This window comes from Vibrio cyclitrophicus, assembly GCA_023206055.1.
In the GTDB taxonomy this organism is placed as follows: Bacteria; Pseudomonadota; Gammaproteobacteria; order Enterobacterales; family Vibrionaceae; genus Vibrio; species Vibrio cyclitrophicus_A.
This window is the reverse complement of the sequence record CP065367.1, coordinates 674,079-699,912: the sequence shown is the minus strand read 5'-3', so window position 1 is coordinate 699,912 and position 25,834 is coordinate 674,079. Positions and strand designations below refer to the sequence as shown.

Annotated in this window: 27 protein-coding genes; 15 read left to right on the top strand and 12 right to left on the bottom strand. The window is 44.0% G+C overall.

The features are described from left to right. Positions 1–108: 108 nt before the first annotated feature. Entirely contained in the window at positions 109–729 is a 621-nt protein-coding gene (locus tag ITG09_18830) for a LysE family translocator (GenBank protein UPR54988.1), read from the top strand. Positions 730–956: 227 nt separating this feature from the next. Here the strand turns inward: ITG09_18830 and ITG09_18825 are convergent, their stop codons facing one another. Then, on the bottom strand, positions 957–2,984 hold the full coding sequence (locus ITG09_18825) for a PhoX family phosphatase (protein ID UPR54987.1): 2,028 nt from the start codon (positions 2,982–2,984) through the stop codon (positions 957–959). 254 nt (positions 2,985–3,238) lie between these two features. On the opposite strand from ITG09_18825, the gene ITG09_18820 reads away from it, so the two are divergent. The 6 genes from ITG09_18820 to ITG09_18795 all read left to right on the top strand — a co-directional run bounded on the left by ITG09_18820 (position 3,239) and on the right by ITG09_18795 (position 7,585). Next, on the top strand, positions 3,239–3,580 hold the full coding sequence (locus tag ITG09_18820; protein UPR54986.1) for a YggL family protein: 342 nt from the start codon (positions 3,239–3,241) through the stop codon (positions 3,578–3,580). A gap of 266 nt (positions 3,581–3,846) precedes the next feature. Further along, the gene (locus tag ITG09_18815) at positions 3,847–3,987 is read left to right on the top strand and encodes a hypothetical protein (protein UPR54985.1); all 141 of its coding nucleotides are present in this window, start codon (positions 3,847–3,849) and stop codon (positions 3,985–3,987) included. After that, positions 3,980–4,663: a spondin domain-containing protein gene (locus ITG09_18810; GenBank protein ID UPR54984.1), complete on the top strand. Its 684-nt coding sequence runs from the start codon at positions 3,980–3,982 to the stop codon at positions 4,661–4,663. The genes ITG09_18815 and ITG09_18810 overlap by 8 nt, the downstream gene beginning before the upstream one ends. 9 nt (positions 4,664–4,672) lie before the next feature. After that, positions 4,673–5,353, top strand: coding sequence for a spondin domain-containing protein (locus ITG09_18805; protein UPR54983.1), 681 nt, complete (start codon positions 4,673–4,675; stop codon positions 5,351–5,353). 81 nt (positions 5,354–5,434) lie between these two features. After that, on the top strand, positions 5,435–6,166 hold the full coding sequence (locus ITG09_18800) for a response regulator transcription factor (GenBank protein ID UPR54982.1): 732 nt from the start codon (positions 5,435–5,437) through the stop codon (positions 6,164–6,166). 45 nt (positions 6,167–6,211) lie between these two features. Next, positions 6,212–7,585 carry a HAMP domain-containing histidine kinase gene (locus tag ITG09_18795; GenBank protein UPR54981.1) on the top strand — a complete coding sequence of 458 codons (1,374 nt, stop codon included), beginning with the start codon at positions 6,212–6,214 and terminating at the stop codon, positions 7,583–7,585. A gap of 33 nt (positions 7,586–7,618) precedes the next feature. On the opposite strand, the gene ITG09_18790 is transcribed toward ITG09_18795, so the two are convergent. Then, positions 7,619–8,074 (bottom strand): exoribonuclease R, encoded by a 456-nt coding sequence (locus ITG09_18790; protein UPR54980.1) that lies wholly within the window; start codon positions 8,072–8,074, stop codon positions 7,619–7,621. 158 nt (positions 8,075–8,232) lie between these two features. Continuing rightward, positions 8,233–9,162: a DMT family transporter gene (locus ITG09_18785; protein ID UPR55211.1), complete on the bottom strand. Its 930-nt coding sequence runs from the start codon at positions 9,160–9,162 to the stop codon at positions 8,233–8,235. 149 nt (positions 9,163–9,311) lie between these two features. Here ITG09_18785 and ITG09_18780 point away from each other — a divergent pair, with 149 nt between their 5' ends. Next, entirely contained in the window at positions 9,312–9,770 is a 459-nt protein-coding gene (locus tag ITG09_18780) for an Lrp/AsnC family transcriptional regulator (protein UPR54979.1), read from the top strand. A 169-nt stretch (positions 9,771–9,939) separates the two neighbouring features. Here the strand turns inward: ITG09_18780 and ITG09_18775 are convergent, their stop codons facing one another. Next, the gene (locus ITG09_18775) at positions 9,940–10,182 is read right to left on the bottom strand and encodes a hypothetical protein (protein UPR54978.1); all 243 of its coding nucleotides are present in this window, start codon (positions 10,180–10,182) and stop codon (positions 9,940–9,942) included. 293 nt (positions 10,183–10,475) lie between these two features. Continuing rightward, positions 10,476–11,027: a hypothetical protein gene (locus ITG09_18770; GenBank protein UPR54977.1), complete on the bottom strand. Its 552-nt coding sequence runs from the start codon at positions 11,025–11,027 to the stop codon at positions 10,476–10,478. A 96-nt stretch (positions 11,028–11,123) separates the two neighbouring features. Here ITG09_18770 and ITG09_18765 point away from each other — a divergent pair, with 96 nt between their 5' ends. The 5 genes from ITG09_18765 to phaC all read left to right on the top strand — a co-directional run bounded on the left by ITG09_18765 (position 11,124) and on the right by phaC (position 16,751). Beyond that, positions 11,124–11,807 (top strand): SH3 domain-containing protein, encoded by a 684-nt coding sequence (locus ITG09_18765; GenBank protein UPR54976.1) that lies wholly within the window; start codon positions 11,124–11,126, stop codon positions 11,805–11,807. A gap of 584 nt (positions 11,808–12,391) precedes the next feature. Further along, the gene (locus ITG09_18760; GenBank protein UPR54975.1) at positions 12,392–13,132 is read left to right on the top strand and encodes an SDR family oxidoreductase; all 741 of its coding nucleotides are present in this window, start codon (positions 12,392–12,394) and stop codon (positions 13,130–13,132) included. A 26-nt stretch (positions 13,133–13,158) separates the two neighbouring features. Then, positions 13,159–14,370 carry an acetyl-CoA C-acetyltransferase gene (locus tag ITG09_18755; protein ID UPR55210.1) on the top strand — a complete coding sequence of 404 codons (1,212 nt, stop codon included), beginning with the start codon at positions 13,159–13,161 and terminating at the stop codon, positions 14,368–14,370. A gap of 131 nt (positions 14,371–14,501) precedes the next feature. Continuing rightward, entirely contained in the window at positions 14,502–14,849 is a 348-nt protein-coding gene (locus tag ITG09_18750) for a phasin family protein (protein UPR54974.1), read from the top strand. Between the two features lie 75 nt (positions 14,850–14,924). Further along, positions 14,925–16,751 (top strand): class I poly(R)-hydroxyalkanoic acid synthase, encoded by a 1,827-nt coding sequence (gene phaC, locus ITG09_18745; GenBank protein UPR54973.1) that lies wholly within the window; start codon positions 14,925–14,927, stop codon positions 16,749–16,751. A gap of 127 nt (positions 16,752–16,878) precedes the next feature. On the opposite strand, the gene ITG09_18740 is transcribed toward phaC, so the two are convergent. From ITG09_18740 to napF, 6 genes are all read right to left on the bottom strand, one after another. After that, complete coding sequence (locus ITG09_18740) at positions 16,879–17,016, bottom strand: TIGR02808 family protein (GenBank protein UPR54972.1); 138 nt, start codon at positions 17,014–17,016, stop codon at positions 16,879–16,881. Positions 17,017–17,027: 11 nt separating this feature from the next. Continuing rightward, complete coding sequence (locus ITG09_18735) at positions 17,028–17,609, bottom strand: NapC/NirT family cytochrome c (GenBank protein UPR54971.1); 582 nt, start codon at positions 17,607–17,609, stop codon at positions 17,028–17,030. A gap of 29 nt (positions 17,610–17,638) precedes the next feature. Continuing rightward, entirely contained in the window at positions 17,639–18,100 is a 462-nt protein-coding gene (locus ITG09_18730; GenBank protein UPR54970.1) for a nitrate reductase cytochrome c-type subunit, read from the bottom strand. Positions 18,101–18,224: 124 nt separating this feature from the next. Further along, complete coding sequence (gene napA, locus ITG09_18725; GenBank protein UPR54969.1) at positions 18,225–20,714, bottom strand: periplasmic nitrate reductase subunit alpha; 2,490 nt, start codon at positions 20,712–20,714, stop codon at positions 18,225–18,227. Then, positions 20,711–21,016: a chaperone NapD gene (locus ITG09_18720; GenBank protein UPR54968.1), complete on the bottom strand. Its 306-nt coding sequence runs from the start codon at positions 21,014–21,016 to the stop codon at positions 20,711–20,713. Before ITG09_18720 ends, napA begins: the two co-directional genes overlap by 4 nt. A gap of 23 nt (positions 21,017–21,039) precedes the next feature. Continuing rightward, positions 21,040–21,519 (bottom strand): ferredoxin-type protein NapF, encoded by a 480-nt coding sequence (napF, locus tag ITG09_18715; protein ID UPR54967.1) that lies wholly within the window; start codon positions 21,517–21,519, stop codon positions 21,040–21,042. A gap of 253 nt (positions 21,520–21,772) precedes the next feature. On the opposite strand from napF, the gene narQ reads away from it, so the two are divergent. Then, on the top strand, positions 21,773–23,503 hold the full coding sequence (gene narQ, locus ITG09_18710; GenBank protein ID UPR54966.1) for a nitrate/nitrite two-component system sensor histidine kinase NarQ: 1,731 nt from the start codon (positions 21,773–21,775) through the stop codon (positions 23,501–23,503). After that, on the top strand, positions 23,490–24,122 hold the full coding sequence (locus tag ITG09_18705) for a response regulator (protein UPR54965.1): 633 nt from the start codon (positions 23,490–23,492) through the stop codon (positions 24,120–24,122). The genes narQ and ITG09_18705 overlap by 14 nt, the downstream gene beginning before the upstream one ends. 185 nt (positions 24,123–24,307) lie before the next feature. Here the strand turns inward: ITG09_18705 and dcuC are convergent, their stop codons facing one another. Next, positions 24,308–25,675, bottom strand: a complete 1,368-nt coding sequence (dcuC, locus tag ITG09_18700; GenBank protein ID UPR54964.1) for an anaerobic C4-dicarboxylate transporter DcuC — start codon at positions 25,673–25,675, stop codon at positions 24,308–24,310. Positions 25,676–25,834: the final 159 nt, after the last annotated feature.

Here is a 25,834-nt window from a genome sequence, read left to right as displayed (position 1 = left end):
CTGTATTGTGGCTCTTTTTCGTTGTGTCGCTAAATACAAGGTCGCTACTTACAAAGATCGCTCAACAAGCTGAACACTCAAATAAAAATAAGTCGATAAGGTAATAATATGGATAGCGCACTACTTTGGGCTTTTATTCCCACGTTTTTCTTCGTGTCAATCACGCCCGGCATGTGTATGACCTTGGCTTTGACACTTGGAATGAGTGTTGGATACAAGCGTACATTATGGATGATGATCGGTGAATTGGCTGGTGTCGCTGTGGTTTCAGTTGCCGCAGTATTAGGTATCGCTTCGATTATGTTGAATTACCCATGGCTATTTACAGGCTTCAAGTTTGTGGGCGCAGGGTACTTGTTCTATTTAGGTGTTCAGATGTGGCGTTCAAGAGGTAAGCTGGCGATCAGTACTGATAATCAAGAAGCTCAAGTGAACAATGATTGGGACTTGGTGGTTCAAGGCTTTGTTACTGCGATCGCTAATCCAAAAGGCTGGGCGTTTATGATTTCTCTACTGCCTCCTTTTATCAACAGCAGTAAAGACTTAGCACCACAGTTGTTGATTCTTGTGTCGATTATTCTGGTCTCTGAATTTGTTTGTATGACTTTGTATGCGACAGGCGGTAAGAGCTTAAAGCATATGTTGGGCAAAGCCGATAACGTTAAGTTGATGAACCGTATTGCAGGTACACTGATGATGGGTGTTGGTGTGTGGTTGTTCGTGAGTTAATTCTGGTTAGTCTACAACGAGAAGAGATCCCCGACTCAGTCGTTCCTACTTCTCGAGGATGACGCGTACTTGGTATGGTGAGTACTTGGGATGACTAGCTTTTGGGAAGATGATGAGCTTGAAGGTTCGGATTCTTACTTAAATCCAAGAATGAATAGAATATAAAAAGAGCGATAGGGTATTTGGCCTTATCGCTCTTTTTGATCTTACTTAGCTAGCCTATGTATTTAAACCGCGATTTCACCACCGTCTTCACGACGAATCACTACGGTAGATGCTCTTGGGCGAACGTTGCCTTGAGTTTGAGCCGTTGCATCTTCAGACGATGGCCAGTTTGCAGGGTGTTGAATGTTCACAAACAGTGATTTGAAGTCTGGGCTGATAGTAAAGCCAGTTACTTCACATCCGTTTGGACCCACAAAGAAGCGTTTAAGCTGTGCTTGGTTGTTTGCATCAATCACTGCGCTGTTGCCTTTGTCATCCGTTAATTGAGATGGAACAACAGCCAGCATTTGGTCATTGGTGTAGCCGGTTACTTCGTCTGCGCCGTTATCTGTCTGAATCCACAAGATGCCACGAGCATCAAACGCTAAGCCGTCAGGGCTCGCGAATTGGTTCATGTCTGTTAGACCAGAGCGGTTAATAGACTTGTCTTCCACTGCTGGAGAGCCAAATACGAAGATATCCCAATCGAACTCGCCTGCCGTTTTGCCTTCATCCCAACGGATAACATGACCAAATTTGTTGTTTACGCGAGGGTTCGCAGAGTTCGCTTCTTTACGCTTGTTGTTATTAGTCAGCGTTAGGTAAGCGGTACCAGTCATCGGGTCAACAGAGCACCATTCAGGGCGATCCATTGGCGTTGCACCAACAAGGTCGGCAGCGCCTGCTGTATTGATGATAAGCGCTGCTTGAGAGTCAAATGAATCACCTAGCTTGCCGCCATTTGTTGTATTGCTGCTCAGAGTCAGTGGTAGCCAAGTACCTGAACCATCATCATTGAACTTAGCCACATACAGTGTGCCTTTGTCCATGTACTTGTCACCCGCGCTTAGGCGATTACGTGGGTCTGCGTCACGCGGGTCCCATTTCTCTTCAGATACGAATTTGTAGAGGTATTCAAAGCGAGAATCGTGACCAGAGTAGAATACGATTGGCTCGCCTTCGGTCAACTTACCAAACGTACAGCCTTCATGGCGGAAACAACCCAGTGCAGAACGTTTCTTAGCGCGAGAGTTTGCAGTGTATGGGTCGATTTCAACAATGTAGCCGTGACCGTGAGCTTCGTTACGGTAATCATCCATTGCTGACTCACCTGTTGGTGTTACGTCAAAGCGAGCAAATTCGTCTAAGCGTTCTTGTTTGTTACCTGAAAGCGTGTCCCAACCGTAACGTGTTTTGTCGGTTGCGATACCAATACGTTCTTGCGCTGGCGTTGTCTCGCCTTTGTTAACGAAATAACCCGGCCAGTTTTCTTCACACGTTAGGTAAGTGCCCCATGGCGTGTAGCCATTACCACAGTTGTTCAACGTGCCACGAGCTTGGCTGCCGTCTTGTGAGAACTTGGTTTTGGCAAATTCACTGTGAGCAACAGGGCCAGACAGATCCATTACTGTAGCGCCCGTGTAGCGGCGGTTCAGTGGATCGTTATCGACCATTACCCATTGGTTACCTTCTAGTTTCACGCGAACCACACTCACGCCGTGCGCGTTGATCTCTTTACGCACTTCATCAAGGCTAGGGCGGTTGCCTTCATCGTATGTAGGACCATTAGCGTGCAGTGCTTTTTGGTCGATGTATTCGTGGTTGATCACCAATAAGCCGTCGTTACTGTTGCCCTCAAGCGGGAAGAAGTGCATGCCGTCGTGGTGCATGCCCAGTGAGTTTGCTTGATCTTGTGCGTTGTTGGTGCCGTCTTTTAACCAAGCCTTGCCTTGCTTGTTAAGTGGAGTACCCCAAGGAACCAATACTTGTGCTGTATAGCCTTTTGGCACAACGACACTGTCTGTCAATGAGCCTTTAACCGATTCGAATGCAAGTGTAGCAGTGCTTTTTTGCGGTGCGCTAGATGATGCTGTCGCAGCGTGCGCTGTACTGTGGCCTGCTAAACCAAACGCGCCAAATGCGGTCATTGCACTGATGCCTAAGCCGCCTTTCAGAACGTTTCTTCTTGAAAGATTCGCATCTAACACTTCTTCGAAGGGTTTGTTGTTACTCTTGTTAAAACGAGTGCTATCAAATGTTTCCTTGCTCATCTCGACTGCTTCCTATTGGCTGATTTTATTATTCGTTATTCATGACTAACCCAGTTATTAACTAACGAGTTAATAAGTTGGGTCAATGTGTGACTAATCGTGAAGTAGTTAAGTGACAGATTTTTATAGATTTGATTAAGGTTTTGTTTCTGTAGCACGAATTTTGCCATTAACACTCTCGTGCAATACAAAACTCTTGGGGATTAGGGTAGAACTGTGTATAAATGCTTTATCAAACCAAAAGAGAGACAGTTATGAAATTAGATAAAATCGAAAACAAAAATCGCCGCCTACGCAAAAAGTTATATCTAGGTGAATTCGCGATTCTGGGTTTTGAAGTAAGCTGCAAGACTTCGATTGCTGATTTTGACCAATACGATGTGTTCATTGACGAGTTCATTGATTTCATCGACAGCATCGGTCTGTGCTTTGGTGGCGGCGGCCTTGAGCTGTTTGAAGGTTTCTTATGTTCAATTGAGCGCTACCGTTCAGTAACAGAAGCAGAACAACTGCAAGTTGCACAATGGCTTGAAGCCCGTGCTGAAGTAAGCAAAGTGGAAGTTAGCGAGCTGATTGACGCAAACTACGCGTTCTAATTTGAGGTTGTGTTGTTAGCTCGATTGAAAGGCTAAATACGGCTTATGAAAGAGTAACAACAGTACGCCAGAATAAAGGCCGAATCGTTAAATCGATTCGGCCTTTTTGCGTTTAATTCGTTCCACTTCTATTCTTTACCTTCTTTTCTATCCCTTCCTTCGTAAGTAATGAATTGATACTTTTCACTTAAATATTAGTGCTTTATCGCTACTTTTGTTGGCAGTAATAAGTTTGGATAAACTTGTGAGAGTTTTATGAGAATTCAATGAAGTTGCTGATAGATTTGATCGCCATTCTTAGAGTCAACAACACAACAGTTCGTTCTGGCAAAGGTAACGGTATACCGCTGTTATTCGTTTTGTTGGCAACGATAGGACTCGATAAAGGATGGAATCAAAATGAATAAACGTACTCAAATCAGCTTAGTGATCAGCTCGGCTATGTTGGCCTTCGGAGCGGCTCAAGTTCAGGCTGCTGAGCTTGAAGTCACCGTCACTAATGCAACGAAAGGGATCTACTTTACGCCTATCTTAGCGGCGGCTCATGACTCAAGCCTGTTCATGTTTAGAACGGGTGAAACGGCTTCTGCGGAACTAGAGTCCATGGCCGAAGGTGGCGATATTTCAGGTTTATCTGGTGTCATTGCCAACGCGGGAGGCGTGGTGGTTGAGAATCCAGCCGCCGGAATTCTCAATCCAGGCGTCTCAACTACGTTTGATATGAGTACTGGTGATTTAGAGTACCTATCATTGGGTGCCATGCTGCTGCCGACCAACGACGGCTTTGTTGGTCTAGATAGCTGGAAAATCCCAACTCAAGCGGGCACCTACAAAGCGACGTTAAATGGTTATGACGCAGGCACAGAAGCCAATGATGAGCTGGCGGGCAGCATGCCGAACCCTCCATTCATTACCTTTGGCGCTGGTGGCTCTGGTGTAGAAACGGCAGTATCAAACGCTAAGGTTCATATTCATCCGGGTAACATTGGTGATAGTGATGCTGCAGGCGGCATTAGTGACCTTGACAGCAGTAGCCATCGCTGGTTAAACCCTGTGGCAACCATTACCATTGTTGTGAAGTAAGGGGGATGTATGAAAGCTAGAATTCTATTTATCGCTGCATCAGTAGCTGTTTTGGCGGGTTGTCCGGACGATGACGACGATTACTATCGCTATGATGTGAGTGTTACTAATCTCACCCCTAATCAACCAATGTCACCACTCGCGGTGTTGACTCACAATACGAACTTTGACCTGTTCGAAGTTGGGCAAAGTGCCTCTGTCGATCTTGAATACTTGGCGGAAGGTGGCAGTAATGCACAATTACTTGCGCTTAGTGACAGTGACGGCAATGTTTATCAAGGCATCTCAGGCAATGGGCTGATTCTTTCAGGAGAGCAAGACACGGTATCGATTCGTGTCGACCCAAATCAAGAAGGGTATATCTCAGTTGCTTCCATGTTGGTGAACACCAATGATGCGTTTGTCGGCGAATCCGGATTATCGCTTAAGTCCTTAGCGGTGGGTGATACCTTTACCATGAACATGAATGTTTGGGATTCGGGAACTGAGCTGAACGATGAGCTTGCTGCAACCATTCCGGGACCAGCAGGCGGTGGTGAAGGTTTTAATACCACTCGTGACGACACCGATGTAGTGAGTTTCCACTCTGGAGTAATCAGCCAAGATGACGGCCTTACGACTTCTACGTTAAGTGCAAATCATCGTTTCCTTAACCCCGGTGCAAGAATCACCATTACTCGAACTGAGTAACAGGTTGAAAGCACGATGAAAGAATTCCTGCTCTGTTCCGGTCAATTGAAAGGTGGGCAGACTCAGAATAGAGCAGGGATCATGAATAGTGTTGCGGCAAATTTGATGGCAAACATATTGTTGGTTGAAGACGATGATGACTTGGCTGAACTGGTGCAGATGCATCTTAAGTTCCAAGGGCATAACATAATCAGAGCTAATGTGATTGAAAAGGCTCAGGCGCTCTATAAAGATGGTCATTTCGATTTGATCGTACTGGATCGTGGCTTACCAGACGGTGACGGACTCGATTTCTGTCGAATGTTGCGTCAGCAAGAGGATTGGACGCCGGTACTCATGTTAACAGCAAGGGATGCTGAGCTAGATAAAGTGTCAGGTTTAGAAGCCGGTGTTGATGACTACATAACGAAACCTTTCAGCGTTCTTGAATTTCAAGCAAGAGTAAGGAACGTACTTCGTCGTTTAAGCCATGTTGAATCAACTGATCAAGATACTTCAATAATAGAATCGGTTATGAGCTTTGGTGGTCTCACGATTCAACCAGAGCGCCATCAGGTTTCACTCAATAACCAAGACGTACCGCTGACTGCTACCGAATTTACCTTACTTCATTTTTTAGCAACCCGCCCAGGGCGTGTGTATAGCAAAGACGAACTGCTCGATCATGTTTGGAATACTCATCACTCTGGCTATCACCATACCGTCTGTAGCACAGTCAACCGCCTAAGAACCAAGCTTGCGATGCCGAATAGTGATGATGACTTTATCAAAACCGTTTGGGGTGTTGGTTATAAATTTGAGTCAAAAGCTTAGGTTTATGTGTTGCGTCCCAAGCTTAAGATCCTTCGAGGAGAAAGCATGAGTTTTAAATCGCGTTTAGTGCTGTTCACAAGCTTGTGGTTCCTGATCGTGAGTGTGGTGATTGCTTACACCTATCATTGGCAAAAAGAGACCATAGAACAGAGAACTAAGCAGAGCTTACATAAAGATCTGGCGGTGCATATGCGTGATGATAATCCACTGATGATTGGCACTGACTACAACCCTAAAGCGCTCAAATCCATCTTCCACACCTTAATGTTGATAGGGCCAGATTTCGATATCTATTTCCTCGACAGTCAGGGCAATATTACGACCCATGCTGCGCCGGAAGGCACTGTGTTAGCGAACCAGATAGACCTAGCGCCTATTCAACAGTTTTTAAACAACGAGTCTTATCCCATTCTGGGAGAAGACCCGATCAATCCGGGGGTTCGCAAGGTGTTCTCTGTGGCGGCGATTGAAGAACTAGGTTCGACCGTTGGGTATCTGTACGTTTTGATTGGCAGTAATCGCCACACCGTGATTGCCAATTCGCAGGTCGACACGCCATACATTGCGTTAGCAGGGCTTATGCTGATCTCAATCTTAGGTTTTGCGGTTGGGGCTTATCTGTTGGTCAAACGTAGTCTGTTAAACCCAATAGAAGCAGTAACCAACAAGCTGCAGCAACAAGCAGAGCAAGATTTTCGATTGGATCCGAACTTCATTCATCAAGTACCAGAATTGGTGCCGATTGCGCGCTCGTATCAATTGATGGCGAAGCACATTCAACAGCAATTTTTGCAACTTGAATATCAGTCATCACACCGCAGACAAAGCTTATTGCAACTCAGTCATGACTTGAAAACGCCATTGTCGAGTGTATTGGGGTATCTAGAAACGTGGAAGATTCAAAACCCGCAATCAGATCCGTTAATTGACGTCGCTTACCGCAATGGCAACAAGTTGTCAGAACAGCTCCATTCACTACTCGATAGCGCTAAACGTGATAACCCTGTGCCAACCTATCAGTATGCTTCGATTGATATCAATGTGTTGATGGGAGAGTGCTTAGAGACGATACGAAGCCAATACTTACAGAAAAATGTTCAGATTAATATCGAAATACCTGATGGGATTAAGGCTGTAGGTGACGGTGATCTGCTTGAGAGATTGATCTTGAATCTGTTAGATAATGCATTAAGGCATAGTCCAAGTGGGACGGCGGTATCGATGAATGTTGGTCTAGAAGCGGATTCAAAACGGGTGAAAGTGGTTATACACAATGAGATCGAGTTGGAAGCACCTAATGGATCGCTGGGTATTGGGACTAAAATCGCTCAGTCTATACTGATGTTGCATCACAGTGTGTTAGAAACAACAAAGGCAGAGAACTCATTTCAGCAAAGTTTCTACTTGCCTTCGGTATAGTTCTGTCTGCCTTCGGTTCGGAGATATTCGAGTCTATCCGTTTTCTTTGTCGTCATTCACTTTGGCATAGAAGTGAAGCAACTCTGTTAGCTCTTTTACCCAACCAAATGCTTCTGTCGGTGCTTTCAACAAAATCTTCTCGACTTTGTCACAGTGAGTTTCAAGGCTAATCGCTTGCTCAAGGTTGAACGACATTGCATAGAAGTGCCAAAGCAATAGTCGAGTCATGCGCTCGATGTTTTGTTGTGAGTTATCTGACTCGCTAAATGCAAGGTTGACCTCACTCAGCGCGATTGCGGTCATTCGAAGCATCGCATCAAACTTCGCTGATTGCATACGCTCTTCATTGGTCACTTCTTCCTGTTCGAACGTAAACAGTTCCGTCATTGCATCTTCAGGGACAAGGCGATGAATCATTCTTAAACTAAATTCTTCTAGTTCTTCACGAGGCATGCTGTTTAAGCAAGTTAAAGTGTAATCGCGTTGCATGGTGTTCTCTTGGATCGACAAAAAGGTCGGACAGTTTAATGGAGAAGCGAGCTTAGAAAAAGCAGATTTTGGATAAGCTTACGTTGGTAGGCTTATCTGTGTACTGCAAACCCTAAGGTCGATGCTTAGGAGAACTGTGCGTTGGTTTGAACGCAGCATCAGGCTTTGCTATGGCTTGGAGGTTGATACTGCATAGACTTGTCATGCTTCATGAAAATATTGCTCGCGACCAAACTGCCAATGCAAATCGAACCAAGGGCCAGCCAAGTCATTATATCTGGAATCTCATTAAAAAGCGGTATCGCTAACAAGGTTGCCACAGCAGGTGTTGCACTGCCAAAAGCGGCAGAACGTTCAGCCCCTAACGTGTTTACAGCATATAAATAAGTGAAAGCCGCGATTAAACCTGCACCAACGCCTTGCACTGCTGAATGAAGGGCAAGCTCTGCGAAAGGCCATTGAGCGATTGGGGTATCCATTAAATGGCTAGGTAGCGTTCCTGTCAGGATTAGGGCTAGTAACAGCAAAGTGGAACAGAATGAGATAAAACCTGCACTCACGAGCGCATTAAGGTTGGCAACACGTGCTGAGATGGTAAAAGTTGCCCACATCAAGCTGCCGCACAAAAACAACAAGTGACCTTTGGTGTATTCAAAGTTGAAGCTGCTTAAGCTATTTCCTAGAAACAACAATATCCCGAGTAAAACAAGACTTAAACCAACGACACGGTGCCGGCTAAGCGGTTGTTTAAAAAAGAGTACCGCGATTCCTGTTACGAACAGAGGAAGCGTTCCCGGAACCAAAGCACTCCCGTGTGATACCGGAACAAACTTCATGGCCGTTCCTGCAACAAGTAGATAAGGTAATCCGCTACCAACAAACATACCCGTTAGATATCGTTTTGGGACTTCAGCAATCGCACTGCGTGCTTTCCACATCAGAGGCAATAACACCAAAGCCGGTATGAGAAACCTTGTGAGAGCGATATCTGCAGGTGTTAAATCTGAATTTGCTCCGCCTTTAAGAGACAGGAAAAAGCTCGCCCAAATGAGTAGGGTGACAGTAATAGATAAGTAGCCAAGATTCATAATATAAAAGGAGAGTGGGTGATGGCCCATTATGGGATAGTTGGTGTGCCACAGGTTGGCAAGTTTTGGTCTAACTTGAGCTATCGTTGAGGATTTCTGCTAATATTTGCCAAATAATTAACGGATTTAACTAATGTTTGGCATTTGCTATGGATAGAATTGATAGACATCTTCTCGAACTGCTACAAAAAGATGGTAGGTTAACCACGGCTGAACTTGCTGATGAAGTGGGTTTGTCACCGTCGCCTTGCGCAAGGCGGGTCAAAAGGCTAGAAGAAAAGGGCATTATTGACGGTTATCGTGTGAGCTTGTCTCGAGAGCAAGTTGGCATCGCAATGAGTGTATTTGTTGAGGTAAGCTTAAACAATCACCAAGAAGTGTCGATTAATAAGTTTGAAGGGGCTGTTGTAGAAATGGAGGAGGTTATCAGTTGCCACGTTGTATCTGGGGCTTATGATTATCTCTTAGAGGTGGTTAGCCCGAACTTGATGGCTTACGAGGCATTTACAAGAAAACTTCAAAGGCTCTCTAACGTGAAAGACATCCATACTCACCTTGCGATAAGACAAGTAAAAGGCAACGCGGCACTGCCAATTTATACCGATTAAACCAAAATTAGAGCAGCTACGCAGCAGCTGAATGAGCTGAAATCGAAATGGTTTACTCTTGAATTAGAAGTACCATCAATGTCAAATGTCATCGATAATTTGTCAGGTTCCAAGCAATAAAAAACGGAGCACCTCGTGAAAGGTACTCCGTATATGATAGGTGCAAAACTTAGTGATACTTAAAGTTAGAGATTGAACAATCCCCAGTTTGTGCGTTAATTCTGAATGAAAAAGCATGTGAATGGTAATCCACACCGTCATTCCAAATTGTCTCTCCAAATATCTTACATAGCTCTAGCTCACTTACTGAACCGAACTCTTCCATGTGTTTAGCTACAGATAAAAGTTTACCTCTTATCTCTGCAGTCCATTCCGTGTTACTCAAGCAGTTGAAAGCCATAGTCTTTTGCATATTACCTAGCCAAAATATTTCTTGTTATTAAGTTATATGAAGATTCATGATAACAATTTTCTGGCGTTTGTAAATCTATTTTGTGATGAATATCTCACATACTCGCTTGCATTGGTCGGAAATTGAACTTCATTGTTGATAGTTAGCACATTAGTTTTACAACTTATTGATAAAGCTTTTATTAACGAGTTCTTAGAATGTTATGAATGAGGGAGAACATATTTACCGGAAAAATCCAGTCGAACAAGTGAGAAAATCTAAAGGCGATGTCAGTTTTGTACATTCTTTATCGGCTAGTTTGTGTGACTTGCTTTATCAATCATCTTAGCTTCTCTGCGGTATTTTGAAGACAGCTGCCGGAATTTTTCACTGAGTGTATGGAGATCTCGGTAGAGTGATTGTGAGCTTTGTACGTGCATCTGCGCGTTTTCTACTTGGTGTGGGAGTTTTGCTTTAGTGCAGTGTTTGGCGACGACTTGCCATGAATACTTTAGAGACTGAGCACCTTCAAGTTCAGTAGACACAACGTACGCCTGTTGTAACAATACCTCAGAGACATCATACGCGGTATTCATATGACTCTTGAGCTGCAAACTAAACCTTTCTTCGTACTTTCCCCAAAGCTCAACAATCTGCTCTTCATTAAAGTGTTTAGATAACAAGGTTTGTGATTCATAGGTTGAGAGAACTTGGTTGAACTCTTTGGTGTACTGATTATAGCGACCTTCAAACGAGAGCTGACGATCCAGCAGTGTTTGCCAGTTTTTACGGTCACAATGATTCGCTAGAGCGACATTGGCACTCAAAGTTATGCTTGCAATGATAACCTTTCCCCAAAAACTCATGACTTTCCTCTACTTACCGTGCGATCTATCAAGAGTATAGATGAGCAGCAGGATGAGTTGATGTACACTTGAGATATACCTATAACGGAAGAGCTGGTGGATTTGATGAAAAAAGCGCTGATCGCTTTACTTGTGTTGTTGATATTGGGCGGAGGGGGAGGTGCGGCATACTACTTCTTGGTCATGAATAAAGACCCAATCCCACTAGAGCAAACGGAAGAGCCGGCGTTAGAAGCTACCAAGCAATCTGAATCTGACCTCGCACCCATCATGGATCTTCAGCCTGAACCAGAGCAGACGGAATTTTACGTTTTGGAGAGAAAGCTTGAAGTAGTTGAGCAACCTGAAATTGATGGCTTGATAACAGATTACCTCTATAAAGGAGAAAAGGTGGAGGTGCTAGAGAAACAGGGCGAATGGGCTCGTATCTCTGATTATATTGTTCTCAAGGAAGGTGGTCCGCAGACAGCTGAATGGGTCTCGATGTCTGGCCTATCCAATGATGAAGTCATTATTTCGGATAAAGAAAGCAAAGAGATATTGGATTCCTATTTGGTTAAGTCCGACGACCTTAAAATCCATAAAGAGAAGTTTCGCAATACGGTTGCAGAGCTGATCTCTGATGGTGAATGTGACCCAAGTGATTTCGAAGAATTAGGTGGTTGGGTGAAATCGGTGAAGTACAGTGAGCGAGATGTCTATTTTATCTATTGCGGTGGTTTATCTCTTGAAAATAAAATTTATTTGGATGTAAATACAAACGAAATATTTACTAAGTAAGATCCACTCCGTTATTAATATTCGATGTATTAATAGCGATTAACCTTTCTATTTATTGATTTAGACCGAAAGCCTGCTCTCAGCGAGAGTGGGCTTTTTTATTGCTCATGTTTTTCATCACCTAATCAAACAGTTAGTTACTATGAATTTAAGCATTAAATTATATTGAACTCGATATAGGTTAGCCTCGATAGATTTATTAATAAGAAATAATGGTCTGATTATTATTTGCACCGTCAATTGTTTGATTTTCCAATGTTGCATTATTCTTGAAATAAGTTAGAGAGCATCATTTTATTTATGGTAAACAATGGCTTATCGGCTTAATGATAAAAGTGAAATTAAATAAAACTTACTAATATCATAGTCTTGCGTTGGTTTACATATGTGTAACATTTCATTGGTTTTGGGATGCAAGTCTAGTTTTTAATCATAATACGGAAATATTTTATATTTGTAATAATACTTTTTGATCTTGAGTTGTAGGGTTTAATTAAAGCAAAACGAAAAGTTTAATTATCAACTAAGACATTATCTTATTAACATCATTGTTATTTAATTGCTTGTAAGGGATGGAACCATTAATGAAAAAGCTTGCTTTAATTACAGGGTCAAAAGGCGGTATCGGCTCAGCAATTTCCTCTAAATTAGTTGCAGACGGCTATCGTGTTATCGCGACTTATTTTACTGGAAATTACCAATGTGCATTGGATTGGTTTAATGAAAAACAATTCACCGAAGATCAAGTAAGATTGTTTGAATTAGATGTTACCAATACTGCGGAATGTGCGCTGAGCTTAAGCAAGTTGTTAGAAGAAGAAGGCACGGTGGATGTGCTGGTCAATAACGCAGGTATTACACGTGATAGCGTCTTTAAAAAAATGGATGCCGAAGCGTGGAAAGACGTGATTGAAACGAACTTAAACAGTTTGTTCAACGTGACTCAACCTCTGTTCGCCCCTATGTGTGAGAAAGGTAACTGTCGTGTTATCAACATCTCTTCCGTCAATGCTCTTAAAGGTCAGTTTGGACAAACCAACTACTCTGCAGCGAAAGCAGGAATGATCGGTTTCTCTAAAGCTTTGGCTGCGGAAGGTGCTCGTAGCGGCGTAACCGTGAACGTGATTGCTCCTGGCTACACAGCAACCCCTATGGTTGAGCAAATGAAGCCCGAAGTACTTGATTCAATCAAGAACCAAATCCCTATGAAACGCTTAGCGACACCTGTTGAGATTGCAGACGCAGTGGGCTTTTTAGCGAGTGAATCTGGCGCGTACATTACAGGCGAGACATTGTCTGTGAATGGCGGCTTGTACATGCACTAATTGGCGAAACTGAAGGGATTGGAATGATGGAAAAAGTATTTATTGTTGCGGCTAAGCGCACTCCTATTGGTGCATTTACCGGGTCGCTAAAAAATGTATCTGCGGGCGAGCTGGCTGGCGTTGCGATCAAAGGTGCGCTTGAGTCTGTCGATATTTCGTTAGATGCGATTGATGAAGTGATCGTCGGCAACGTGATTTCTGCTGGGCAGGGTATGGGCGTAGCGCGTCAAGCCTCAATCTACGCAGGGCTTGCAGAAGAAACGCCAGCGTACGGCGTCAACATGATTTGTGGCAGTGGCATGAAGTCAGTCATGGATGCTGCGGCACACATTAAGGCGCAAGACGCTGAAGTGGTGGTTGCTGCTGGTGTTGAAGTGATGTCTCAAATCCCTTTTGTGGTTCCGCCGAGCATTCGTAACGGACACAAGATGGGCGACATTTCGATGAAAGATCTGTTGGTAGGTGATGGTTTAACGGATGCGTTTAACAACTACCACATGGGCATGACGGCTGAAAACATCGCGAATGCGTTGAACATTTCACGTCTTGCTCAAGATAACTATGCGTTAGAGAGCCAACAGAAAGCGGTCGCGGCAATCGAAGCAGGCAAATTCACCGAGCAAATCGTGCCAGTTGAAGTCAAGCAACGTAGACAGACAGTCATTTTTGATACTGATGAGTATCCGAAATCTGACGCAACATTCGAAGGCCTACAAAAGCTTCGTCCGGCATTCGACCGTGAAGGAACCGTAACGGCGGGCAACGCTTCAGGTATCAATGACGGTGCGAGTGCAATTATCTTGGCATCAGAGAGCGCAGTCGCGAAATACGGGCTAACACCACTGGTTGAACTAAGCAGCTACGCACAATCTGGCTTAGACCCAAAAATCATGGGCTTAGGTCCTGTGGAAGCGGTATCGAAAGCGCTCGACAAAGCTGAACTCACGCTTGAAGAGATCGATTTGTTTGAACTGAATGAAGCCTTTGCAGCACAAGCGCTTGGTGTGATGTATCAGCTTTCTGAGCAGCACGACCTGCCTCTAGAAGCGTTCAAACCTAAGGTCAATGTGAATGGTGGAGCGATCGCGTTAGGCCACCCTCTAGGAGCTTCAGGCAATCGAATCATTGTTTCACTTATCCATGAGATGCTTGAACAAAAGACAACTTATGGTGTTGCTTCACTCTGTGTGGGTGGAGGAATGGGAACCGCTGTTTTGCTAAAAGGTATTGAAGGTTAGAGCCTGATATATCGGTAGCAAGCTTAAAATATCGGATCAGCTTTTCAAAGCATCGTGAGTTAATCGATGAGCGTTGGCTGAAACGGTAGTGACACAAATTTATTAAACTATGTATTCATCAGGAGTTACTTATGTACACGGATATTTTCAAAACAATTACTGACCAAACTGAAAAGCAATTTGAACCGTACTTAAAGTTCAACAAGTTGGTTGCAAAGAACGTCCAAACGATGACTGAACTGCAAATGAATGCAATGCAGACTTACACGGACATGGGTCTTGCGCAAATGAAAGCAGTGACTGAAATCAAAGACGTGACTAGCCTAACGGCTTTCAACAGCCAGCAACTAGCAGCGCTAACTCAACTGTCTCAACAGATGATGACTGATAGCTCAAAAATGCAAGCTGCTGCAAAAGAGTTCAAAGAAGATGTTGAAACACTAACAACTGAAAACTTGAAAACAGTTACACCTGCATAAATTTAATCGCCATCGAGTTAGCGCAGTGTTTGCTGTGAGGCTCGGTGGCGATTTTCCGATTATTGGAGTCATGTTATGTTTCAACACTTCTTTTCGGACTACCTTGTTAAACTTCAACAAACGAACCAGCAATGGTGGGAAAGCTTTGAACAAAACAAGGAAGCCGCGCAATCTCCCCTAAACCAAGCGATGCAAGAATTGAACTTTGAGGATGCATCAAAAATCTTCGAGCAAGCCGCCAACCAACCCGCTGTTCTACTTCAGTTACAATCTCAATGGTGGGAACAGCAACTTAAGATCTGGCAGAATGCCGCGCTGATGGGCAACACCGAGAGTCTTATCTCAGAAGACCGCAGCGACAAGCGCTTTATTGATGAAGCGTGGAAAAACGACCCGTTCTACAGCTTTATCAAACAATCCTATTTGTTATTCAGTAAAAGCTATATCGACACTATCAACTCGATCGAGGGTATTGACGAAAAAACCAAAGAGAGAGTGGCGTTCTTTTCTCGTCAGGCAATCAATGCACTTTCTCCAAGCAATTTTATTGCAACGAATCCAGAGTTGATGAAACTGACGCTTGAGCGAAATGGTGAAAACCTTCTCGATGGGTTAGAGCAGTTACAAGCGGACGTTGAAGCAAGCGCCGATATACTCAAGATCCGCATGACCAACAATAACGCTTTTCGATTGGGTGTGGATGTGGCGAACACCGAAGGTGATGTTGTTTTTCAAAACGAGCTGTTTGAACTGATTCAGTACCATCCAAAGACACCGCAGGTTAACGCGACGCCTTTGTTGATCGTTCCGCCGTTCATCAATAAGTACTACATTCTTGATCTTCGTGAGAAGAACTCGATGGCGCGCTGGTTACTTGAGCAAGGGCATAGCGTATTCATGATGTCTTGGCGCAACCCAGGTGAAGCGCAGAAAGACACTGAGTTTGGTGACTATGTCACGGAAGGTGTGGTTAAAGCCGTTACCGCGATTGAAGACATCACAGGTAAAGAGCAAATCAATGCAGCCGGTTACTGTATTGGCGGTACGGTGTTGGCTTCGACCGTAGCTTATTACGCTGCGAAACGAATGAAAAAGCGCATCAAAACAGCGACCTTCTTTACCACCTTGTTGGATTTCTCGCAGCCGGGAGAGGTTGGCGCGTATATCAACGAAACGATCATTAACGCGATTGAGAAACAGAACGACGCCAAAGGCTATATGGATGGTCGCTCATTGAGTGTGACGTTCAGTTTGCTACGTGAAAACAGTCTTTACTGGAACTACTACATTGATAACTACCTCAAAGGCAGCAGCCCGATGGAGTTTGATCTTCTGTACTGGAACAGTGATAGCACAAACGTAGCAGCTAAGTGTCATAACTTCTTGCTGCGAGAGCTTTATCTTGAAAACAAACTGGTTCAAGACAAAGGTGTGAAAGTGGGCGGTGTTTGGATTGATCTCAATAAGATAAAAATACCAAGCTACTTCATTTCAGCCAAAGAAGATCATATCGCGCTTTGGCAGGGAACTTACCGTGGTGCTTTGAATACCGGTGGCAACAAGACGTTCGTGCTTGGCGAGTCTGGTCATATTGCGGGTATTGTTAACCATCCAGATAAGAATAAGTACGGGTTCTGGCTGAATGACAACTTAGACGACTCGGCGGACGAGTGGCTAACTAATGCTACTCACAATGAAGGTTCTTGGTGGACACACTGGAATCAGTGGTTACAAGGTTTTGAAACTGAAGAAAAAATCGAACCTTTCAATCAAGGTTCAGAGCTTCACCCTGTGATTGGCAAGGCGCCGGGCAACTATGTAAAACAGGTGCTGCCGATTGTGGATAAAGAGCGGGTGGATAAAGAGACTGCAGAGACAGAAGCGCCAGAAAAAGAAGCTTAGGGCGTTAAGTCACATTCAATAATAGAAATATACAACGTCAGATAATAAAAAAGCCACTGAAATCAGTGGCTTTTTCGTATCAACTCATATCAGAAATAGCTAGAAGAAGTTGATGTAATCTCGATTGTTAATCGATTTCTTTGTCTTTACCCATAGATAAAATCCAAAGAGATACGGCTGCAACACCTGCGAAGCCGCCAAGAATGATAACTGGCATAGCGCTGTAACCTAGGATGTGCCAAATTACGCTTTCTAAAGTACTCATTCAATCGCTCCTTATTGCCAGCCTTCAACGCCGTGCATATCTGGTAGTTTGTGTGCAATACCTTTGTGACAGTCTACACACGTTTTCTCACCAGAAGCTAACGCTGTCGAGTGTTGTTTCGCACTACGAGGGCTTTGCTCTGAGAAGTCCATGTAATCGAATTGGTGGCAGTTACGACACTCAAGTGAATCGTTCTTTTTCAATCGAGCCCATTCGCGCTCTGCTAAGTGATGACGACGCTCTTTGAATTTCTCAGGCGTATCAATCGTCTTAGAAATAAAGTGCGCATATAGCTCTTTTGATGCTTGAACTTTACGAACAATTTTATCAGTCCACTCATGCGGTACGTGACAGTCTGAACAGATTGCACGAACGCCTGAACGGTTAGAGTAGTGAATCGTCTCTTGGATCTCTTCAACAATAGGTGCGTGACAGCCAGAACAGAACTCTTCCGTGTTGGTTGCCTCCATACCCGTGTTGAATGCACCCCAGAACAAAAGACCACCCGAGAAACCCAAGAACAAAACAACGCCTACGGCTGCTTTACTTGGTGTCGCGAGTCTTTTCCAAAACGCTTTAAGTAATTTTATCATATATAGCCTCTCTTACAGTCCGGCTACGATTAACGCAGTGAATCTACAGGTTTGAACTCGTTCTCAACTAGTGGCTTAGCATTAGCTTGAGGTACGTGACACTGTAGACAGAAGTAACGACGAGGTGATACGTCTGCAAGTACCGCATCTTCACGGTTCATGTAGTGAGTTACACTCACTTTAGTAGCACCCATTTCTTTTGCGTTTTTCCAGCTGTGGCAAGAAAGACACTTGTTAGCGTTAAGAGAAACTTCATAGCTACGAATAGTATGAGGCACTAGAGGTGGTTGGTATACATAGTCACTCTCAAGTACTTGGTCACGAGGGAAATTTTTGAAGTCATCTGCTGCTCGAGTTGCTTCTAGTTCACTTGCACCACGTAGAGATTCTACGCCACCAATGCCGCCTGGGTTATCCAGCTCAGCTTCAGCTTGAACTGCACCAGCTAGCAAAAGACCAGCTGATAGTAGGGCAGTAATCAGTTTTTTCATGGTTAATTTCTCCGCCTAAAGGCTAATTCTTTGAGTGGACTACTTCTTTCAAAAAGTAACGAAAAAAGTAGTCGCAATATTAAATACGTTAGATCTTGTATCTAGGTTCGAAAGCGCTTAGCTCTTAAGAAACCTTAGTGATCTTAACTGGACACTTCTTATAATCCGTCTGTTTAGACAGAGGATCCGTTGCATCCAAGATCAACTTGTTGATCAGAATTCTTGCATCAAAGAATGGTACGAATACCAAGCCTTGTGGTGGACGGTTACGACCACGAGTTTCAACACGAACGCGTACTTCACCACGTTTGTTTTCGATAAGAACTTCATCACCACGGCGAAGGCCACGAGCTTTAGCATCAGCAGGGTGGATGTAACAAAGTGCATCAGGTACTGCTTTGTAAAGTTCTGGTACACGACGAGTCATAGTACCTGTGTGCCAGTGCTCAAGAACACGACCTGTACATAGCCACATATCGTATTCATCGTTTGGTACTTCAGGTGGCGCTTCGTATGGCGCATTGATGATCAGCGCTTTACCATCTGGCTTACCGTAGAAGTCCCAATCAGAGCCTTTCTTAGCGTATGGATCCGAACCTTCTTTAAAGCGCCATAGTGTCTCTTTACCGTCAACAACAGGCCAACGTAGACCACGAACTTGGTGGTAGCGATCGTATGGTGCTAAATCGTGACCGTGGCCGCGACCAAAGGCTGCGTATTCTTCGAATAGACCTTTTTGAACGTAGAAACCTTGAGCTTGTGCATCGTCGTTAAGCTCTTGCGCTTCAGACAGTGGGAAGGCATCAACATTGCCGTTTTTGTAAAGCACGTCGTACATGGTTTTGCCACGGTACTCAGGCATTTTCGCAACCAGTTCTTCACCCCAAACTTCTTCAATAGTGAAGCGCTTAGAGAATTCCATGATTTGCCATAGGTCAGACTTAGCTTCACCTACGGTTTTCACTTGTTGGTACCATGCTTGTGTACGACGCTCTGCGTTACCGTAAGCACCTTCTTTCTCAATCCACATTGCTGTTGGAAGGATAAGGTCAGCCGCTTGAGCTGTTGCCGTTGGATACGGGTCAGAACATACAATGAAGTTATCTGGGTTACGGTAACCTGGCAGACGTTCAGTGTTGATGTTTGGACCCGCTTGCATGTTGTTGTTACACATTACCCAGTAAGCGTTGATCTTACCGTCTTTAAGCATACGGTCTTGAACAACAGCGTGAGCACCTGGTTTAGCAGGGATAGTGCCTTCTGGAAGTTTCCAGATGTCTTCTGCAATCTTACGGTGTTTAGGGTTAGCAACAACCATATCTGCCGGTAGACGGTGAGAGAACGTACCAACTTCACGAGCTGTACCACACGCAGATGGTTGGCCAGTTAGTGAGAATGGGCTGTTACCTGGAGTAGAAATCTTACCTGTAAGAAGGTGGATGTTGTACACAAGGCTGTTCATCCATACGCCACGAGTATGTTGGTTCATACCCATAGTCCAAAGTGACATTACTTTGATGTTTGGATCGGCGTATTGCTTAGCCAACTTGATAAGGTCCTCTTGAGATACGCCTGACATTTCAGATGCTTTCTCAACGGTGTATTCAGCAACAGAAGCTTTGTAGTCTTCGAAAGAGATCGCAGTCATTTCACCTGAGTTAGGGTTTGCTGCTGCTTTCTGTAGCGGATCATCGTCACGCAGACCGTAGCCGATGTCTGTCGTTGCTTGCTTGAAGTTCGTGTGCTTGTTCACGAAGTCCCAGTTAACTGCATCGTTTTGAATGATGTAGTTAGCAATGAAGTTAGCAATAGCTAGATCTGATTGAGGTTCGAAGATGTAACCCGTGTCTGCAAGCTCGAAAGAACGGTGGTAGTAAGTAGACAGTACGTTTACTTTAACGTGTGGGTGGCTTAGACGACGGTCTGTAATACGAGTCCATAGTACTGGGTGCATTTCTGCCATGTTTGAACCCCACAGTACAAATGCGTCTGCGTGTTCAAAGTCATCGTAACAACCCATTGGCTCATCGATACCGAAGGTACGCATGAATGCACCTACCGCAGAAGCCATACAGTGACGAGCGTTTGGATCGATGTTGTTTGAACGGAAACCCGCTTTCATCATCTTAACGGCTGCGTAGCCTTCCATTACTGTCCACTGACCAGAACCGAACATACCAACACCTGTTGGGCCGTTCTTCTTAAGAGATGCTTTCCATTTCTCAGCCATCACGTCGAACGCTTTGTCCCAAGATACTGGTGCAAAATCACCATCTTTGTGGAACTCGCCATCTTTCATACGAAGAAGAGGTTGTTCTAGACGGTCTTTGCCGTACATGATTTTTGAAAGGAAGTAGCCTTTGATACAGTTAAGGCCTTTGTTTACTGGTGCTTCTGGGTCGCCTTGAGTCGCAACCACTTTGCCGTTTTGAGTACCAACTAGTACCGAACAGCCCGTACCACAAAAACGACAAGGCGCTTTATCCCACGTGATTTTTGTTTGATCAGAGCTAGCAATCAGATTGGTTGCTGTTGCTGGTAGTGTTACGCCTGCAACGGCTGCCGCTGATGCAGCTGCGTTTGCTTTCACAAACGCGCGTCTTGTCATTTTCATACTTCACCCTCAAGTTGAGAATTATTGCTTCCAGTTTCTAAATCCGTTTCGTCCAGTCCAGTTTCGATTTGGTGATAAACCAAAGCTGTCCCTAAAACGTTCGTAATATTATTAATTTCTTCGATGGTATCCGTTACAAAACCTTGGTTTTCGGTTTCTAGGACCACTATGATTTTGCCTTCAGGGCTACTGCCGTAAATCTCTGCATTATCGAACTGTTCGATTTGTGCTTTGATCTCGTCTAGATGCTCTGGGCTCACATGCACGACTAAACTTGATATATGCACTTCATTTAGTGCCATAAATTGCTCTCGTTATTTTTGTTTTATGCATTACTCACAAGAATAGCCGAAGTAGGGCAAACTGCTACGCAGGCTCCACAACCGCTACACTCATCTAACTTGATTTTTGGTAGAGCAACACTGCCTGCTCTAAGTTGAAATTGAATGGCCATAGGTTCACACATGTCACCACAGCTCCGGCATTCAACATTTTGTTGCGCTAAACACTTATCAGAGATATGTGCTTTTGCTTGCCAAGGCTCTCCTTGCTTTGGCTTAAAAATGGGTTCGGGACAAACATCTGCACATTGATAACAGAACGTACACTCATCAATAGAGAAATCGACAGTAGGAAACCCACCATCGCCTACAATGATTATCTTAGTCTCACAATTCTCGATGCATTTACCGCAGCGAGTACAGTCACCTGTAAAGTTTTCTAGGTTGTTAATCCAAGGCAAACGAATCTGGCTTGAGTCAACTTTTCGTCTTGAAAAAAGACGGCGTTTTGATAGATCTACCACTAGATACCTATAGATGTTACTAAGATGTTGTAATTGTAGGTCATTATTCTATTAATATCTTGTAATGAGTCCTCATAAGTAGTGTAGTTTTAGAAACAATTGTATAAATACCCCCTAAGGGCTAATTGGGGGCATATATTGTCTTAGATCAATAAATTACGGAGCGAGTGATCACATATTGAATGGAGCTATGATTTTTGATGTGTGACAATACGATATTGCTGGCAAGTCATTTATCAATAGGAAGGCACTTTTGCTTATAAGACCGGTTTCATCTGTAACAAGTACGATAGCAAAATCCTTGCTCTCTATACTGCTGTTGTCGGTTGCTACGACTGGCTTTGCCATCTTTACTTTAGCTTCAAGTTTGAATGATGCTGAAGCGGTTAACGTGGCTGGCTCAATGCGAATGCAGAGCTACCGTTTAGCCCATGATATTCAAATAGAATCCGTCGATTACGAATCTCATATTCGTGAGTTCGAAAGTTCTCTTTACTCGCCGTCGATGACCAACTTAGTCAGTTGGAATGTTCCAACTGACATTACTCAAGACTACTATCTGATTATTGGCCGTTGGCATGAACTAAAACAAGTCTTGAATAGTGAAGAGCGCGATCACTATCTCGTGTTGGTTGAAAACTTCGTGGCTGAAATCGATGGCTTCGTTTATAAGCTGCAAGAGTTCTCTGAAGACAAGTTAATAAAATTAGCGTGGGCTGGTGGTATTGGTTTAGGCGGAATTCTCGTCATATCTCTTTTTGTTGTTCACTTTGTACGTAAACAAGTTGTTAAGCCACTACATGCGCTCGTTGGAGCCAGTCAGCGGATCAAAAACAGTGACTTTGAGGTAGAATTAAAGGTCACCAATAACAACGAACTGGGCATCCTGACTAAAACGTTTAACTCGATGGCCAAAGATTTGGGAGTGCTCTATCGAAACCTTGAATCTGTTGTGGATGCTAAGACAGTCGAGTTGCAAAACGCCAACCAATCTTTGCAGGCGCTTTACCACTCCTCACAAGAGCTCACGGTAACGCGGATTGCACCTGAAAACTTCCGAGCGATTCTGCAGCACCTAGTCAGTTTAGAAGGGATAGAGTCGTTAAGGCTTGAGATAGCAGATAATTCGGGTCGTTCATTGATTATGGACGAAGGGTATGATTCGAACTTGGATTATGAAAAATTTGAAATGAAGTTGGATGATAACGAGCTCATCTTGGGCTATTTATATTGTTCATATCATCACGGTCATTCAACCAAGACGCTGATTGAGAGCTTTATCCAACTGTTATCACGAGCGATCTATTATAATCGAGCGCAGAAAAAAGCAGAGCAGCTTATTATAATGGAAGAGCGTGCAACGATTGCACGTGAGCTGCATGATTCACTTGCTCAGTCACTTTCGTATCTGAAAATTCAAGTGACCTTATTGAAGCGCGTGATTGGCAAATTGCCAGAGCAACAGCATCGAGAGCAATCTGAACAAATAGCGTCTGAAATCGGCAACGGTTTAGCTGATGCCTATACTCAATTACGAGAGTTGCTCACAACCTTTAGGTTGACGATAAAAGAGGGTAACTTTGGAGACGCTTTGAGCACCATGCTTGAAGAGCTCAGTGAAAGAACAGATGCAAAGATTAACCTAACCAACAATCTTTCATCCATAGAACTTGATGCACATAGTCAGGTTCACTTGCTTCAATTGATTCGTGAAGCAACAATTAACGCAATAAAACACGCCAATGCCGACTTGATAGATGTATGCTGTATCGATGAGGACGGTGAAGTATTAGTCGTGATTAAAGATAATGGAGATGGCTTTGACTCAAGTAGTTCTAAGATGAACCACTACGGGATGAGCATTATGCAGGAGCGTGCGGCAAGACTGAATGGCGACTTAACGATTGAAGCGGCTCAAGGTGAAGGCTGTACAGTCATATTGAAATATAAAAGTTTGAAGGAAGTTAAAGTTGACGATTTGTAAAGTAATGCTGGTTGATGATCATCCATTGATGCGCAGAGGTATAAGCCAATTACTGAGCTTTGAAGATGAATTCGAAGTGATTGCAGAAGCAAGTAACGGTACTGAAGCGGTCGCTCTTGCCCATGAAGAAGAACCGGACCTGATCCTTTTGGATCTTAATATGAAAGGCATGTCTGGACTTGACACGCTGAAAGCACTTCGTACTGATGGCTCAAGCGCTAACATCGTTATTCTAACGGTTTCTGATAGCCCTGCAGACATTGAAGCGATTGTAAAAGCAGGCGCTGATGGCTATTTGTTGAAAGACACAGAACCCGATGAGTTAATCGAACTGCTTAAGCAAGCACACAGCGGTGACAAGGCTTACAGCAGTGTGGTTGCTCGTTACTTAAATGACGCTGGTAGCCGCAATGATATCTTCGACCAACTGACTGAACGCGAAATGCAAATCCTTCAAGAAGTCGCGAAAGGTTACCGTAACAAGCAGATAGCAGATCACCTGTTTATTTCTGAATCGACAGTTAAGGTACATATGAAAAGCTTGCTGAAAAAGCTGCAAGTGCCTTCTCGTACTGCTGCAACGGTTCTGTATCTAGAACGCTACGGTGAAATGAAGTAGGGCTTGTTCCTTTGAAATAAAACTATTTCAAGCCGTACTATTAGTTACAAGTGCTCGGATCAAATAGCGTTAGCTTCAAACGACATTGAACATGTGACATTAAAAAAGGCGCTGAGCTTATTAAGTTCAGCGCCTTTTTGTTTAAGCATTTTATATCTAAATTACCATGTCTCTTTTACTGACAATTAAGCTGCCATTGGTACTAGAACAAGCGTACCGAAGATAACGGTAATAAGACCACAGATTACCGGTACAGACGTACGTTTAACGACTTCAAATGGGCTAATTTTACCCATGCCAGAAGTCGCTACGATTACGCCAGATACTGGTGAAATGGTACGGCCTAGGTTCGATGCTTGAAGCATTGGGATGATTAGGAACGCTGGGTTCAAGCCCATTTTCGCCGCTAATGATGGAGCCAGCTCTACGAATGCATAGAAAGGCGCGTTACCAGAGCCTGTCGCGATAGCAGCAGCCACCGTTAGACCTGTCAGGATAAGCATTAATGCGATACCGCCTGCGCCTGCCGATTCAGCAAGACCGATTAGGTTATCAATCGCACCAATAGACATTAGACCTTGAGCAAATACGCCCGCCGCAACCAACAGCATTACCACGCCTTTGAATGCTTCCGCCATGCCTTGGTAGCAAGAGTCTAGATCTTCTAGTGTTTTCTCACCGTCAAACTTCTTCACAACGTAATCGATGATTGCGCCCACGAAGATAGAACCCACTACGATGGTGTAGATATCAAGTGAAAGGCCTGGAATCGTACGGCCGTTAAATAGGAATACACCGATGATAGGTAGGAATGGCAGTGCAGCGTAGAAAGCGGGTGCCGTTGTTTCAATGTCAGAAACGTCTACTTTTTCCATTGGTGTGTTTTCTTTCTTATCTAGATACTTGTTCCAGAAGAAAGCGGCTGCAGCCATTACGATGATTGCACAGATAGAAACAGGCAGTACCGTTTGAACAGCAAACACATCAAGAGACATGCCTGATTTTTCTGCTGCGATAACCACATCACCAGAGGTTGGTGAAAGAATGATGGCTGCAGGTGATGCGCAAACCGCAACTGCTGCTGGGCGAGAAATACCCATTGCCGTCATCATTGGGAATAGGGTTGCCATCAATAGCACACCAAGACCCGTTGCAGAACTTACTGCTAGAGACATTAGACACGCTACGATGTAAGCCGCAACAAGAAGTACATAGGGAGATTTGATCGCTGCAAGTGGTTTAGAAAATTGCTTTACTACCACGTTGTTCGCGCCGATGTGAGTCATGTATGAAGCGAAACCACACAGAAGCATGATTTGCATGCCTAGGCCGCCCCCGCGGTATTGAAGCATGTACTTAACGAATTCTAGTGAGTCGGTAACCATGTTACCTGTTGAAGCTACCTTAGCTGGTAAAACTGTGTGACCAATAAGGCCAGTAATAAGAAGTAGGGCGAGGCCAGCAGTTAGTAGTACACCCGCTGCTTTATAGCCTTTTACAATAAAGTAACCAACAGCAATAGTAATCACTAATCCGATCAAGAGCTCTAACATAGAAATCTCCACAAAGTTTAAAAAATATAAGAAAGTGTTTCAGAATATGACAATGAATGTACAGAAAACTGCACTGTGGCACGAGGCATAGTTGAGGTTGATATGATCTAAGACAAACATTTTTTTCGATGTTAATTGTGGTTGTAAATCGTGATTAAC